At 37.0% G+C, this 15,365-nt stretch carries 14 protein-coding genes; 9 read left to right on the top strand and 5 right to left on the bottom strand.

The window, feature by feature from the left end; translation table 11 throughout:
* Positions 1-25 precede the first annotated feature (25 nt).
* The 4 genes from Q0983_RS15975 (at position 26) to Q0983_RS15960 (ending at position 4,044) form a co-directional block, all read left to right on the top strand.
* Positions 26-265 carry a hypothetical protein gene (locus Q0983_RS15975; protein ID WP_299555681.1) on the top strand — a complete coding sequence of 80 codons (240 nt, stop codon included), beginning with the start codon at positions 26-28 and terminating at the stop codon, positions 263-265.
* Between the two features lie 89 nt (positions 266-354).
* Positions 355-2,667 (top strand): type IA DNA topoisomerase, encoded by a 2,313-nt coding sequence (locus tag Q0983_RS15970; RefSeq protein WP_299555645.1) that lies wholly within the window; start codon positions 355-357, stop codon positions 2,665-2,667.
* Between the two features lie 113 nt (positions 2,668-2,780).
* A complete protein-coding gene (locus tag Q0983_RS15965) occupies positions 2,781-3,425 on the top strand; it encodes a hypothetical protein (protein WP_299555643.1) in 645 nt (214 codons plus the stop codon).
* 34 nt (positions 3,426-3,459) lie between these two features.
* The gene (locus tag Q0983_RS15960; protein WP_299555641.1) at positions 3,460-4,044 is read left to right on the top strand and encodes a pseudouridine synthase; all 585 of its coding nucleotides are present in this window, start codon (positions 3,460-3,462) and stop codon (positions 4,042-4,044) included.
* On the opposite strand, the gene Q0983_RS15955 is transcribed toward Q0983_RS15960, so the two are convergent.
* Complete coding sequence (locus Q0983_RS15955; RefSeq protein WP_299555639.1) at positions 4,041-4,679, bottom strand: hypothetical protein; 639 nt, start codon at positions 4,677-4,679, stop codon at positions 4,041-4,043. The genes Q0983_RS15960 and Q0983_RS15955 overlap by 4 nt on opposite strands.
* Positions 4,680-4,682: 3 nt before the next feature.
* Complete coding sequence (locus Q0983_RS15950) at positions 4,683-5,177, bottom strand: RNA polymerase sigma factor (RefSeq protein ID WP_299555637.1); 495 nt, start codon at positions 5,175-5,177, stop codon at positions 4,683-4,685.
* A 718-nt stretch (positions 5,178-5,895) separates the two neighbouring features.
* Between Q0983_RS15950 and Q0983_RS15945 the strand changes: the two genes are divergently transcribed.
* The gene (locus Q0983_RS15945) at positions 5,896-8,049 is read left to right on the top strand and encodes a TonB-dependent receptor (RefSeq protein ID WP_299555635.1); all 2,154 of its coding nucleotides are present in this window, start codon (positions 5,896-5,898) and stop codon (positions 8,047-8,049) included.
* Between the two features lie 108 nt (positions 8,050-8,157).
* Here Q0983_RS15945 and Q0983_RS15940 read toward each other — a convergent pair whose 3' ends face one another.
* Entirely contained in the window at positions 8,158-9,303 is a 1,146-nt protein-coding gene (locus tag Q0983_RS15940; protein WP_299555633.1) for an NAD-dependent epimerase/dehydratase family protein, read from the bottom strand.
* Positions 9,304-9,459: 156 nt separating this feature from the next.
* Between Q0983_RS15940 and Q0983_RS15935 the strand changes: the two genes are divergently transcribed.
* Positions 9,460-10,464, top strand: a complete 1,005-nt coding sequence (locus Q0983_RS15935; RefSeq protein WP_299555631.1) for a sugar kinase — start codon at positions 9,460-9,462, stop codon at positions 10,462-10,464.
* A 73-nt stretch (positions 10,465-10,537) separates the two neighbouring features.
* Here Q0983_RS15935 and Q0983_RS15930 read toward each other — a convergent pair whose 3' ends face one another.
* A complete protein-coding gene (locus Q0983_RS15930) occupies positions 10,538-11,320 on the bottom strand; it encodes a hypothetical protein (protein ID WP_299555629.1) in 783 nt (260 codons plus the stop codon).
* 109 nt (positions 11,321-11,429) lie between these two features.
* Positions 11,430-12,197, bottom strand: a complete 768-nt coding sequence (locus Q0983_RS15925; protein ID WP_299555627.1) for a carbohydrate-binding family 9-like protein — start codon at positions 12,195-12,197, stop codon at positions 11,430-11,432.
* 122 nt (positions 12,198-12,319) lie between these two features.
* Here Q0983_RS15925 and Q0983_RS15920 point away from each other — a divergent pair, with 122 nt between their 5' ends.
* The 3 genes from Q0983_RS15920 to Q0983_RS15910 all read left to right on the top strand — a co-directional run bounded on the left by Q0983_RS15920 (position 12,320) and on the right by Q0983_RS15910 (position 15,255).
* Entirely contained in the window at positions 12,320-13,045 is a 726-nt protein-coding gene (locus tag Q0983_RS15920) for an energy transducer TonB (RefSeq protein ID WP_299555625.1), read from the top strand.
* Between the two features lie 196 nt (positions 13,046-13,241).
* Positions 13,242-13,868: a hypothetical protein gene (locus Q0983_RS15915; protein ID WP_299555623.1), complete on the top strand. Its 627-nt coding sequence runs from the start codon at positions 13,242-13,244 to the stop codon at positions 13,866-13,868.
* Between the two features lie 40 nt (positions 13,869-13,908).
* Entirely contained in the window at positions 13,909-15,255 is a 1,347-nt protein-coding gene (locus Q0983_RS15910) for a histidine kinase (protein WP_299555621.1), read from the top strand.
* The last annotated feature ends 110 nt before the right edge of the window (positions 15,256-15,365 follow it).

Here is a 15,365-nt window from a genome sequence, read left to right as displayed (position 1 = left end):
TTGAAAAAAGGGGAAAAGAACAATGATGAGACAACTTAAACTAATCTGGGATTTTAAGGGGCCAGACGGCAATAAGATAGCAGAACATCATGTGTTACACCTGAAAGCATATATCACAGCCGAAAACTTAGAAATTAACATTACAGGTATTGAGACCATTAATGATCTGCATACTGTAGCTTATATGGTAGTTGTTGAAAGTGAAATGCCAAAAGTAAGAGATGCTCTTAAACCACATAGGGGCCAAGTTTACAATTTGCCCTAATCATAAAATCAGTTAATAACTCCTAATAACTCCACTTTAAAAAAGCCCTCAATTTTTATATTTTGCGTTGTTAAAATGTAAATAAGTACATGAAAGTCTGTATTGCTGAAAAACCGAGTGTTGCCAGGGAAATTGCTGCTGTGTTGGGTGCTAAAACCAGGCATGATGGCTATTTTGAAGGCAATGGATATGCAGTAACTTACACCTTTGGGCATTTATGTACGTTAAAAGAACCGGTAGATTATAGACCTTATTGGAAAAGTTGGGATCTAAACAACTTACCCATGCTCCCTGAGAAGTTTGAGGTTAAAGTAGTAGCCAATTCAGGCATTCAAAAGCAGTTCAATATTGTTAAAAGCCTGTTTGAAAAGGCCGATGAGGTTATAAACTGCGGGGATGCCGGACAGGAGGGAGAACTCATTCAGCGTTGGGTGATGAATGAAGCCAACTACAAAGGCGCTGTAAAACGCTTATGGATTTCTTCTCTCACCACCGAAGCCATTAAAGAAGGTTTTGAAAACTTAAAACCCGCAGCAGATTATGATAATTTGTACTATGCAGGCTTTTCCAGGGCTATTGGCGATTGGCTATTAGGTATCAATGCTACCAGATTGTACACCGTAAAGCATGGTGGATACAAACAAGTGCTGTCTGTTGGCAGGGTACAAACACCAACCTTGGCCATGGTAGTAAACAGGTTTAGAGAGATTGAAAACTTTAAGTCAACACCGTATTGGGAATTGCAAACTAAATACAGGGATACCTTGTTTAGCTATGAAGAAGGACGTTTTTTCAAAAAAGAAGAGGGCCAGATTTTAGCGGATAAAGTAAAGGAAAGTGATTTTGAGATTGTCTCCATTACCAAAAAGAAAGGGAAAGAATATGCGCCCAAACTGTTTGATTTAACAGGCTTGCAGGTGTATTGTAATACTAAATTTGGCTTTTCGGCTGATGATACACTAAAGATTGTTCAGGGATTATATGAACAAAAAGTGGTGACATATCCAAGAGTGGATACCACGTTTTTACCAACAGATATTTATCCTAAAGTTGAGGGTATTTTAAAGAAGCTTACCAATTATTCAGACTTGGTGCAGCCACTTTTAGGGAAACCCATAAAAAAATCTAATAAGGTTTTTAATGATAAAAAAGTGACGGATCATCACGCTATTATTCCCACAGGTATACAAACCAGGTTGCAACCTAACCAGCAACAGGTCTATGATATTATTGTAAGACGTTTTATTGCTGTTTTTTATGAGGATTGCTCCGTAGCTAATACCAATGTTATAGGAAAAGCTGCAGAGGTGTCATTCAAAACTACCGGAAAGGAGATTTTAGACAAGGGATGGCGTGTAGTATTCGAAAGTCCGAATAATAAAGAAAAAGAGCCCAATATTTTGCCAACTTTTGAAAAGGGCGAAAAAGGGCCGCATGAACCATCGTTTTTAGAAAAGGAAACCAAACCACCAAATCAATATACGGAAGCCTCTTTATTGAGAGCTATGGAAACGGCAGGTAAGCAGGTTGAAGATGATGAAATGCGTGATTTAATGAAAGAGAATGGTATTGGACGTCCTTCCACTCGTGCTAATATTATCGAGACGCTTTTTAAAAGAAAATATATTAAGCGAAACAAAAAGCAAGTACTACCGACCGAAACAGGCATGCAGCTCATTGATACCATTCAAAATAGTTTGTTGAAGTCGGCAGAGTTGACAGGACGTTGGGAAAAACAGCTAAAAGATATAGAAAAAGGTGATTTTAGTGCCGGCGCATTTATAAAGAATATGAAGCGTATGGTAGATGCCCTGGTATATGAAGTTAGAAGCGAAACCAGGCGCGCTAACATTTCGTATGAAGCAAATGCACAAAAGACTAAAGCCAAAGCTGAAGTAAAAAAGAGCGCTGGAATTACTGCTGAAATTTGCCCAAAATGTAAACAAGGGCATTTAATAAAAGGGAAATCTGCTTATGGCTGTAGTGCATACAAGACAGGATGCGACTTTAAATTACCCTTTAAGATTCACGGCAAAAAGATCTCAGAAAAACAGTTTATAAGATTACTTCAAAAAGGATCTACGGTCAATTTAAAAGGATTTAAGAAGGATGCGGGAACCGTTGAAGGCTTATTGCGTTTTGATGATAATTTCCAGTTAATGTTGGAAGCCAAAGATAGACCTGCCAGGTTTCAAAAAACTGGCAGATCTGATGATAAAAATGGTATGTTGTGTCCCAAATGTAAAAAGGGAAGCATCATAAAAGGCAAAACAGCCTATGGTTGCAGTAATTACAAATCAGGTTGTGATTTTAATGTGTCGTTTAATGTAGTAAGATCAAAGATGAATGGTAAACAAGCAACCAAAGAACTTGTTTATAATATTTTAATCGAAAATTTTTGATTTTGGCAAGAGATGCTTTTTAACTTGTTTACTTAAAGCATTTTATAAAGCATAGATTGCCATGAATTTGGCTACTGGTAATGGTCTGTATGGAAAGGAATAACTCAATAATTATGGAGATTAGTCAAAGTAAAAAAGTATCAAGATTGGACAGGTATTGGGCCATAATCAGGAACGGTATGTTTCTTTTTGGCTTAAGAAATAGATTGGCCAATATTGGAATTGATATTAAACCCTATTATTGGGTAGTAGAAGAGTATGAAAAGTGTGAAGAGCCATTAATTAAGGATGATGCGTCAAAATATAGCTTAAGATATATAAGTATTGACGAAATTAAAGAGCTTTATAAAGATAAGCCGAAAGATGAAGTTGAAGAAGTCGTTGAAGGTATGAAAAAAGGCTATTTATGTGCAGGGTTGGAATGCAAAAATGAAATAGTGGTTCATATGTATATCGCACTAACGGATTTTAATTTTAAAGGAAGAGTTTTTAAATTAAAATCTAATGAAGCATATCTCTTTAATATATGGACATCACATCTTCACAGAGGAAAAAACCTGGCGCCTTATTTGCGTTATCAGGTGTACCAGTTATTAAGGGAACAGGGTAGAAATGTAAAATACAGTGTTACCGAATATTTTAATAAGTCATCCATTAAATTTAAAAAGAAACTTAATTCTAAAAATCTTTATCTCTATTTAAATATTGTACTGTTTGACAAATATAAGTGGAACTTTACCTTAAAGAAGTACGAGTAATTTGATGTTGTTCTCTTAGAACCCTTATGAGCTAATGAAAACTTCGGATGACCACAGGCATTTTATAATCTATAAGCCCTACGGTTTTTTAAGTCAGTTTAGAAGTCAGGATTCTAAACAGCAATCGAAAAAGTTCTTAGGAGCGCTGTTTGATTTTCCTGATGGGATTATGGCAATAGGTAGATTGGATGAGAAGTCAGAAGGCTTATTATTGTTAACTACCGATGGGAAGATGAGTGACTTTATAAACAGCCAAAAAGTTGAAAAAGAATACTATGCCCAACTTGATGGCGATATTTTTTTAGAAGCTATTGAACAATTAAAATCCGGTGTGAAAATTGGTTTTGACGGAAAGAAGTATCAAACGAAACCTTGCAAAGTTTTTAAGCTTGATGCCGAACCGGAATTGCCTGTTCGTTCCAAAAAAATAAGAGATGAGAGGCACGGACCAACAAGTTGGATATCGGTAACACTAAAAGAAGGGAAGTTTCGTCAGGTTAGAAAAATGACTTCGGCTGTTGGGTTTCCAACCTTACGGTTAGTGCGTGTCAGGGTTGGTGACTTGCACTTAAACACTATGCAGGTTGGCGATGTTATGGAAGTTAAGACGTTTTTTTAAACTTCCAGTTTTTTAAGCTCGTTATAGTTTCTTTTTAAGCGTTTCAAGAGGATGCCATAGATCAACCAGTAAAATAATAGCAATATGGCAATTGTTACAGCCAGTACAGCAAAAATCACTAAAATAATGACAGCGTAAAGTTTAAATACTTCGCCGTTTGCGGAAGCCTGTTCCAGGCTGGTGGAAAAATTCGGGTCGTGACTTAAGGCATAGTAACCACCAACAAAAGCGCCTACAACCAGGGAAGCTAAATTGAATATTACATAATACTTAACGGTTCTTCTGGTTTTTAAAATGTTCTCCATTAAGGTTTTGGAACTGTCTGTAGAAGAAATGTTCCTGTAGTTTCTGTAAAATAAATAAAAGAAATAGATTAAGATCCCATAGGAAATGATGGATAAAGGGATTAGTATATGATCCATGTCTATATGCTCCAGTTTACTGGATAATGAAGTGCCCTTCAACAAAAAGGAAATACCTATCCAGAAGGCAAACTCTAACAAGCTGATGATAAAGATCCATTTAACAATAGAGGACGATTTTTTTAAAATCATCTTATATATATCATCAGATGTCAGTTTTGGGTACTTCTCCTCTCTATTCCAATCTTTCTTTAATAGATCTAATCCCTCCATGATTTACGGATTTAAAATGGTTTTTAGCTTGTTCTTAATTCGGTTCATTTTCACGCGGGCATTTACTTCGCTAATTCCCATAGTTTCACTTATTTCTCTATAGTCTTTGTCTTCTAAATACAAGAAAACAAGTGCCTTTTCAATATCGTTTAATTGATGCACAGCCTTGTACAGAATTTTTAACTGTTGTTCTTCGGTATCATCATAGGCTTCAGATTTCATTTTAAAAGCTACGCCATCATAATCCTGGGTGGCAATAGTTCTTTTAGACTTACGGTATAAGGTGATGGCAGTATTTAAACCAACTCGATACATCCAGGTACTAAATTTAGAATCACCACGAAACTTCGGGTATGCTTTCCAAAGCTGAATGGTAATTTCTTGAAACAGATCATTGTGAGCATCATAATTATTAGTATACAGGCGGCAAACCTTGTGTATAATATTCTGATGCTTTTCAAGTAGTTCTACAAAACTTTGTTCTAATTCGTTTTTCAATGTGATGGTTTAGTTACAATGATAAGTAGCCTAAAATTTTAAAATGTTACAGAGGCGTTAAAATAATATTTAATTTTCAATTCACCCCTTTTTAATTATTGGTTTTGAATGCTTCTAACTTCACTTTCACGCAAAGGCGCTAAGTCACAAAAATGTTAATAGTTATTGGTTAAAAGTTAATAGATTCACTGTTGTATATAAAATCTCTAAACGGAATAACCAGAAACATGAAACTGCAAACTGTCTACTGCTTACTGCAAACTGAGTACTGCCAACTGAACACTAGTGTCTCTCGCAAAGGTGCTAAGTCACAAAAATGTTACTGGTTATTGGTTAAAAGTTAATAGATACACTGTTGTATATAAAATCCCTAAACGGAATAACCAGAAACATGAAACTGCAAACTGTCTACTGCTTACTGCAAACTGAGTACTGCCAACTGAACACTAGTGTCTCTCGCAAAGGCGCTAAGTCACAAAAATGTTAATAGTTATTGGTTAAAAGTTAATAGATTCATCCCTGTGTATAAAATTCCTAAACGGAATGACTAGAAACATGAAACAGTAAACTACAACTACGAACTGAGTACAACATACTGAACACGAATTTTCAATTCATCCATAAGATTTTACAGTTCGGTTAGTTTCAATTTTTTCGTAAAACGTTCTATCGCACTTTTGCTTCATCAAACAAAAAACGAATAGATTTTTATCACGTCATGAAACAACTAATCATTACTTTAATTACACTTTTTAGCTTTCAGTTACAAGGGCAAACTATTATTAGCGGTAACGTATTTAATTCAAAAAATGAGCCTGTAATAGGCGCCAATATTTATTTGGAAGGCACTTACGATGGCAGTACTTCCGATGACACCGGAGCCTTTTCATTTAGGACCACAGAGATCGGTACTCAAACTTTGGTAGTTTCATATTTATCCTATGAAACTTTTACTATGGTGGGCGATGTATCTTATATGAAAGACCTAACCATTAAGCTGCGTGAAGATGTTAATACATTGGATGCTGTGGTGTTATCAGCCGGGACATTTTCGGCCGGCGATAACAGTAAAGTCAACGTTCTTAATCCGTTAGATGTGGTGACCACGGCCAGTGCCTTAGGTGATTTTGTAGGGGCACTGCAAACCTTACCGGGCACATCAACAGTTTCAGAAGACGGACGTTTATTTGTACGTGGCGGAGATGCCAATGAAACCCAAATCTTTATTGACGGGATCAGGGTATTCACCCCTTATACACCAACGACCAATAATGCACCGACGCGTGGGCGTTATTCACCATTTTTATTTGATGGTATTACCTTTTCAACCGGTGGTTATTCTGCCGAATATGGCCAGGCCCTTTCCAGCGTTTTGCTGTTAAACACTATTGATGAACCGGACCAGGATAAAACCGATATAGGTATTATGAGTGTTGGAGCCGCCTTAGGAAATACCCAAAAATGGGAAAAAAGCTCGTTGAGTGTTAATGCGTCTTACATTAATTTAGCACCTTACATTGCTTTATTTCCGGATAGAAATGACTGGGAAAAACCTTTTGAAACCGTTTCAGGAGAAGCCGTGTTTAGACAAAAAACCGATTCGGGATTGTTTAAATTGTATGGCGCGTTTGATGCTTCTAATTTTGAACTGACTCAGGAAGACATCAACAACGCCGATGGTGTTCATTTTAAACTGAACAATGACAATGTATATATCAACGGATCTTACAGTGGAACATTAAATGCTACCTGGAGTATGTTTGGAGGCCTGAGTTTTACACATGCCAATAACAGAATTAATTTTGATGATAACGATATTGATGATACCGAAAACTCTTTCCATGCTAAACTGAAGTTCAAAAACCGTATCAGCAACCGATTCAAACTGTATTTTGGTGCGGAATATTTTGCAACCGATTTTGACGAAACGTTTCAAAATACATCTGTGGAACAGGTTAGCTATGGCTATGATAATAATATAGCTGCTGCTTTCGCCGAAGCCGATATATTTGCGTCGAAGCAATTGGCATTCAAAACGGGTTTAAGAGCAGAATACAGCGAAATTTTTAAAGATTTTACCGTAGCGCCAAGGTTGTCTTTGGCTTATAAGACTTCAGGTAAGAGTCAGTTGTCGTTGGCGTATGGGAACTTTTATCAAAATCCGTCAAGTAATGTGTTGAAGTTTGAGCAGGATCTAAAACCTCAAAATACATCACACTATATTATGAACTATCAGTACAACGCAGACCGACGTATTTTCAGAGCCGAAGCCTACTACAAAAAGTATGATAATCTGGTAAAATATGATACGGAGTTTGCAAACTTGGATAGTAATTTTGATAATACCGGAGATGGTTTTGCCAAGGGGATTGATTTCTTTTGGAGAGATAGTAACTCTATTAAAAATTTCGATTATTGGTTAAGCTATTCCTTTTTAGATACCAAGCGTAATTATAACAACTATCCAATGGAAGCACAACCAAATTTTGCGAACAAGCATAATCTGTCCGTAGTTGGAAAATACTGGGTGGAAAAATGGCGCAGTCAGGTGGGGTTTAGCTATGGATATGCCTCCGGGAGAACCTATACCAATCCAAATCAACCGGGATTTTTAAATGAAAAGACCAAGTCATTCAATAGCTTGAGCTTGAATTGGGCGTATTTAATTTCACCTCAAAAAATATTGTACGCATCCGTGAATAACGTATTAGGCTTTAGGAATATTAACGGCTATCAGTATGCCAATACACCGGATTTAAACGGGCATTTTAGCAGGCGCGCCCTGAAACCGGCTGCGGACCAGTTCTTTTTTATAGGCTTCTTTTGGACGATCAGTGAGGATAAAAAAAGCAATCAGTTGGATAATTTATAGAAAGTACATTTAACTATGTCTAAAAACTGTTTTGATGGTGTTTAGGCATAGTTAAACTTTTTCATATAAGTGCAGGTAGTAAAAACATTTTACCCTCATCCAGTACATCTATTTCTTTCTAGTGCTCCACTTTTCCAGAATGTCTTGTTCCCGTTTCATAAAGGAGCGTTCTCCGTTGAGTATATTATCTCTTCTTTCCTGAGAAACCGCATCGGAATACCACCAGGTTTTAGTAGCGCTTACAGTATCGGATAGCGATCGGAAAGTTAGACCGGATGCAATAGCTTTACTGGTGTCGGTTTTAGACATACCGGCGTATTCCGGTAATTGAACAACCCAGGGTTGAATACCTATAATACTGTTTTCTATTAAAAAGTCAAAGTCATCAATCTGTATATAATTGATAGGAACATTATAACTGGCGTGAATCCCGTGTACAAAAGCATTGGTGGTTAATTCAAACCCGGGGCCGGCACCATTGTAGATCCCGGTAGTTTTGTTTTCAGCTAATCGTATCATCCATTCCGCCAGATCCCTTACATCAATATACTGGACCACTTCATCGGTCTTACCCGGAATAATAAAATCACCTCCTTTTTCTATTCTGGCCAGCCAGTAGGGGAAACGGTTCGTAGGATCCCCCGGGCCAACGATTAGATGCGGCCTCACTATAATGGATCTGTCCTCGCCAAAGGTATTCATAGCTGCCAATTCTGAAGTAGCTTTCATGACACCGTAGGCATACGTTGGCTTTTCGTCTTCGGTAGCATTTTCAGGTATTTCTGTAAGCACGGATCGGGTTTCCGAAAAATCATCACCGGTAAAGGGGTAATAAACACTAACGGAAGAGGTGTACATGTAATACCCGACCTTATCCACTAACAGTTTGGCTGTGTCTTCGGTCCATTTGGTTTTTCTGCCGGAGTTGTCTATTACCACATCCCACGTCCTGTTTTTCAGCGCTTCCAGATTATCTTCTCTGTCACCTGTTAATTGCTCCACTTCTGAAAAAAGTTCCGGATGTATTTTAGGTTTTGTTTTTCCCCGGGAAAAGATAGACACCTCGTGGCCTCTCTTCAGGGCATAGGCGATTTGATGAGGGCCTAAAAAGCTGGTACCGCCCAGAATAAGGATCTTTAATTTCTTATCACTCTTTTTAAAATCGATCAGTTTTTGAAGTGGACTGGCTTCTATAACGGATGACAGTCCTAACATCATGCTGATACCTAAAAATTCACGTCTGCTTTTTGTCATGTGTCTGGCTTTGAAAAATTCGTTACCTAAAATAGCTGAAATTTTCTGCAAAATCAAGCTTAAGATCAAACACTTAAAATATAATTCAAAATTGGTTAACCAATTTTTCAGGATTTGCGTATCTTGCAACAAATTAAGACACTAACACAATTTCTAATGGGGCAAGTCATAACATTCGGTGAGGTTTTAATGCGTATTTCACCCAGAGGTAAAAAGAAGTTCATTCAATCAAATGTCATAGAGTTCTTTTTTGGAGGCACGGAGCTAAACGTTGGTATTTCTATCGCCAATTTTGGGGGAGAAGTCAAGCATATTAGTGTGGTTTCCGATGATTTTATTGGAGATACGGCTATTTCTTATATCAATAAGTTTAGTGTTGATACGTCTTCCATTGGGCGCTCCAAACGGCCTTTAGGAGTTTATTTCTTCGAAGTTGGTGCCGTCATGCGCCCCAGTACCATTTCTTATAACCGGTCGCATTCCTCGTTTTCCGAAATAAAACCGGATATGGTAAATTGGGACGAAGCTTTAACTAATGGCGAGTGGTTGCATTGGACCGGTATTACACCGGCCTTATCACAGGGTGCTTTTGATATTCTAAAGGAGGGTTTAACCTTAGCCAGAGAAAAAGGTATGACCGTTTCGGCAGACCCAACATACAGGCGTGGCCTTTGGAAGTATGGTAAGGATCCAAAGGAAGCATTAATTGAATTGTTACATCTTTCAACGGTTTTTATCGGTGGTATTAATGAGATCAATGAAGTGCTTGGGACTAATTATTCGTATTCAAATGAAGACTTTATTACAGCTTCAAAAGAATTAATGGAAACCTTTCCATCTATTGAAAAGGTATTTGATAAAATAAGAACGTCATTAAATTCCTCATGGCATAAAATACGGGCCCGTATGTGGAACGGTAAAGAGTTTCACGAAACAGAGGATCTGGACATCACCCATATAGTGGACCGTGTTGGTACCGGTGATGCGTTTGCAGCGGGATTAATTTATGGTTTACAACGCTTTGATGACTGTAAAGCCATGGAGTTTGGAAGTGCTGCCTGTGCCTTAAAACACACTTATGAAGGGGATGTTAATTTAGCTACGGTTAATGAAGTAACTGCTATTTTAGAAGGGAATACATCGGGGAGGTTGAATAGGTAAATGGCAATTACGTCAGATTCGACTGTGTTCGAATCCGTTCGGATTTGCGGTTAAACATTGTTTTGCACAGTTTTTATTTCATTAATTCTATTTGAAATTTTGTTGCGTTAAATGCCATCTTTAACCCTTTAAGATTGGATTCAGATTTATGCGTTTCAAATAATTCACTCAAATAGTTTGTCTGTTTTGTGATATGCATATTATCGCCTTTGAAGATTTGATATTTCAAGAGAATTAAATTGGCCATTATATTATCTGAAACGGTTAAATCACTTTCATTTAGAACGTCCTCAATTGTAATTTTTATTTTAGTATCGTTGTCCGGTAGTTCATCAAAGAGATAAGCATTGGCTAAATCGGATTTGGTCATATTAGAATAATCATTCTGATTAGACATATCTTTTCTGTAGGTCATTTTATTTCCATTAAGAAAATACCATCTCGTATAGGAATCGTTCTCAAACTTTATTTCTTTTTCGAACATTTTTTTCCTTGCACTCCAGTTTGTAAAAGCAATTAGAAGCTCCGTTCCGTCATCTTTCTTTAATATTACCACCCTGATTAAATAATTTCTTTTACCAGGTTTTTCTATTTCAATATCCAATTTGTTTTCTACAGAAACATATTTTTTTATTGCTTTTAGGATAGAAGAAACTTCCTCTGGACTGGCCTCGGGAAACAAATTCTCTCTTAAGAACAAATCGATATATAGATAATGAGTCAAATAGAAATTATCCATTTTAAGATAATTTGACTCATCAAGATGGTCTGATTTTATTTTAATTTTTTCGGATTGAGAATATCCAATACAAGTAAATAAGATTAGAAGCGAAATAGCAAAGGTTTTTTTAAGCATTTAGTTCGGTTTATTTGTGTACAATACCATATATGAAGCTTTATATACAATATTAAACGAAAGTAGTTGAAAATTTTTACAAAATCAAACTTAAGAAAACGTCGGGAAATTACTCAACAAGTTCCAGCAGCCCAAACATATCCGGTTGGTGCACGTCATATAGTTCAATATTTTCAACGGGGAAAATGGTCGTGGTAGATCGTTTGTCACCTTCAAGGGTATTGCGGTCCTGACGTAATGCTAAAAACATATATTTGGTGCCTCTTTCAATAGGATAAGCTCTGTCCAATCCCCATAATACATTAAACGGGATCTTAAACTCCATGGTCCAGCCTGTATCGGTATCAGTATTATCATTGACCGTGCCGTCAATTTGAACCCCTACGGTATAATTAGGATTGTACCATTTGGCTGCCAGGTTTTTATCACCGTCAAAATTATTTATAAAAAGCACATCGTTTTTAATTTTCGTTACGCTTACCTCCAAAGCTATATGGACGTTTAGAGGTTTGGGTGCGGGGATCAGGAACAATTCGGCACAATCATCAAAATAAGGGGCGCCATCTCTTTGGGTTTCCCGGGCTACAATATGGGTGTCTTCGCATTCGAAAAAGAGGTACAGGTTCTCATCATCCCAAAGCATTCTGTAGACCGTTTTCTGATGCTCGTTTTTAGTCGCAGCCTGATAAAAATAGTCTAAAGTCCGGGCTTCACTTTTTTTCCAATCGGCTTCCTCCATCTTGCCATCAATAACCATGTCGTTTTCAATTTTGTGTACTTTAAAAACGGGCCTTTTCTCTAGTACGGATTTTTGCCCCTGGCAGTTAAAAAGACTTAATGAAAATAACAGCAAAATAAGCTTTTGAAGACGTTCCATTGGTTTGAAGTTTTAATGTCAACAAGGTACTGTTTTTAAATCATATAGGGGATTCCTATATGATTTTTGTCATAGTTTTTTATGGTGTTAAATCATAACTTTAATGTATAAATATTAGAGTCATGAAACCAAAAAAGAATCCAAATTTAGAAATAGGGCGCAATAGCGGCTTGTATTTTGCTATTGGTCTTAATTTGATGTTACTTCTTTCGTGGCAATTATTAGAGTATAAAACCTACGAAAAAGAGGTCGTATCAATAGATGTATTAGAAGTTGAAAGTGAATTTGAAGAAGAAATTCCTGTGGTGAATCCCAATACACCACCGCCACCACCTCCTCCGGTTGCTATTCAGGAGAATTTGCAAATTGTGGAGGATGTTGAAGAGGTTGAAGAAACTGTTATTGAAAGTACCGAAATCACCCAGGATGATGCTATTGCTGAGGTGGTTCATGTTGATGAAGTTGTGGTTGAAGAAGTTGAAGAAGACGTGGAGGTAGCCTTTGCTGTTATAGAAGACGTTCCGGTATTTCCTGGTTGTGAAGGTCTGTCTAAGGCTAAATCAAAAGCGTGCTTCCAAAAGAAAATCCAAGAACACGTTGTCAAACATTTTACATACCCTGAAGAAGCATTAGATCTTGGTATTCAAGGTAGAGTATCCGTTATTTTTGCTATAGATTCCAAAGGGTTTGTTACCGGAATACGTTCCAGAGGGCCAGATAAAATTCTGGAGAAAGAGGCCGAGCGAATTATAGGTTTGTTACCTAAAATGCGCCCTGGTAAGCAACGTGGTAGACCTGTTAAAGTATCTTATGCGGTACCTATATTCTTCAAGTATCAGGAAGGTTAAGGTCTGTAAAGAGTTCTTTATATCAATGTGGGGAACCAGGAGTTATTCAGTAGCTCCTGGTTTTTTCATGCACACTTTTACAATTCATCTTAATAAAATAACAATTCGGTCATTCACTTTTTAAAAAGGCGGGTTCAGGTTAGATATTTGTCTCACAATTGAAAACGAACAGTTATTAATCTTAAATTTTAAACAAATGAAAAACCTAATCATCATCGCAACACTATTAGTTTCGGGTTTTGTACAATCACAAACTAATTATGAAAAAGGCATGCAAAAAGCCTTTGAGATCTGGGGAAGCGGTAACCCTACCGAAGCCTCTAATTTATTTGAAAGAATAGCTAATGCGGAAACCGATAATTGGTTACCTCCTTATTACGCAGCCCAGGTAAACATATTAAACAGCTTTGTAGAGAAAGACAAAGAAAAGCTAACGGCACAACTTAAAAAGGCACAGGACTTTATTAATGATGCTACGGCTATTTCAAAGAACAACCCGGAAATTATGGTTTTGCAAGCGTTATTACATACGGCATGGGTGGCCTATGACGGTGCTACTTACGGGATGACCATGTCGCCAAAAGTGGTTGAGTTGTACGCTAAGGCAAAAGCAATTGCGCCTGATAACCCTAGAGTTATTTACTGCGAAGCCGAGTGGAACATTGGCGGCGCGCGCTTTTTTGGACAAGATACCTCTGTGTTTTGTAAAGATTTGGAAAAAGCCTTGGAACTTTTTGCTAATTTTAAACCGGAAACTGAATTTCATCCTAATTGGGGAAAAGACCGCGTAGACATGTTATTAGGGTCTTGCGGTAAGGAATAAAGTCAAATAACGAATAGAACTAAACGTATAAAGCTTAGATATGAAGGGGAGTCTTTCAAAAAATATTGGTATCGCATTTGCAATAGGTATTATTGTTTTTATTATTGGAAGCTTCTTATCAAATGGGTTTCAATATGAGAGTACGGAAGCGCTGGTAATAAGCTTTTTTATGTACCAGTTATATTCTTTTGTTATTGCCTTTTCCAATAAGTTCTTTTTTCAGTATATGGAACGGCGTCCATGGAAAAGAAAAGATACCATTAAACGCATAGTTATTGGGATATTAGGCGCCACAGTAATCACGTTATTGTGTTTGTTTGTTCTGAATATGATAGTGTCTTTAACACTAAATGGCAGAACACTTCAGGAGTTTTTAGCTACGCAATCGTTCAGGCATTATAGTTTTGGCTTATGGATTACCTTGATCATCGTTACTATTTTTCATGTTATTTATTTCTATAATAAGTATCAGCAAAATAAAATTAAAGAACAAAAGGTCATTGCCGGAACCGCCAGTGCCAAGTTTGATGCCTTAAAAAATCAGTTAGACCCCCATTTTCTATTCAATAGTTTGAATGTACTGACCAGTTTAATAGAGGAAAACAGGGATAAAGCTCAGGATTTTACAACAGCACTGTCTAAAGTTTATCGCTATGTTTTGGAACAAAAGAATAAAGAGTTGGTAACGGTGGACGAGGAATTGCAATTTGCCAAAACCTACATGTCTTTATTAAAAATGCGTTTTGAAGACAGCATCGTTTTTACCTTGCCTGATAAAGCAAAAAATCCGGAAAGTAAAGTCGTGCCGTTATCATTACAACTACTGTTGGAAAACGCCGTAAAGCATAATATGGTGACATCAGGTAAACCACTTCATATTAAAATTTATGAGGATGGTGGATACCTGGTAGTAGAAAACAATTTACAACCCAAGCAAATAATAAAAAAGAGTAGTGGTGTTGGGTTAAGCAACATCATGCAACGTTATAATTTATTGACAACAAGAAAAGTAGATATAGTAAAAGGAACCACTAAATTTTCAGTTGCTATACCCATACTTACAAAACAAATATCAGTTATGAGACCACAATCATCAAAAGATATAGACGACAGTTATTTACGTGCCCGTAATCATGTAGAGGAACTTAAGGGCTTTTATTATAGCCTGATATCATACATTTTCGTAATTCCGTTTTTAGCTTTTATAAACTACAAAACCTCCTGGCATTTTCAGTGGTTCTGGTTCCCCATGTTTGGTTGGGGCCTTGGGTTAGCCATTCAGGCCTTTAGAGTTTTTGTTAATGACGGTGCTTTTGGACGGAATTGGGAAAAGCGTAAGATTGAAGAATTTATGAAGCAGGAAGAAGAGGATACAAGATGGAATTAACAACCGGCATCATGAAATGAGCCATAATAACTAAACGGAATACCCACCAAAATGTTTAATGGCGAATTACATCTGACCTATGTAGAACAATAAAATTTAAACAGATGAAA

It is taken from the genome of Seonamhaeicola sp. (assembly GCF_028281565.1).
GTDB lineage: Bacteria > Bacteroidota > Bacteroidia > Flavobacteriales > Flavobacteriaceae > Seonamhaeicola.
The sequence above is the reverse complement of the archived record's forward strand: the minus strand, read 5'-3'. Positions and strand labels throughout refer to the sequence as shown.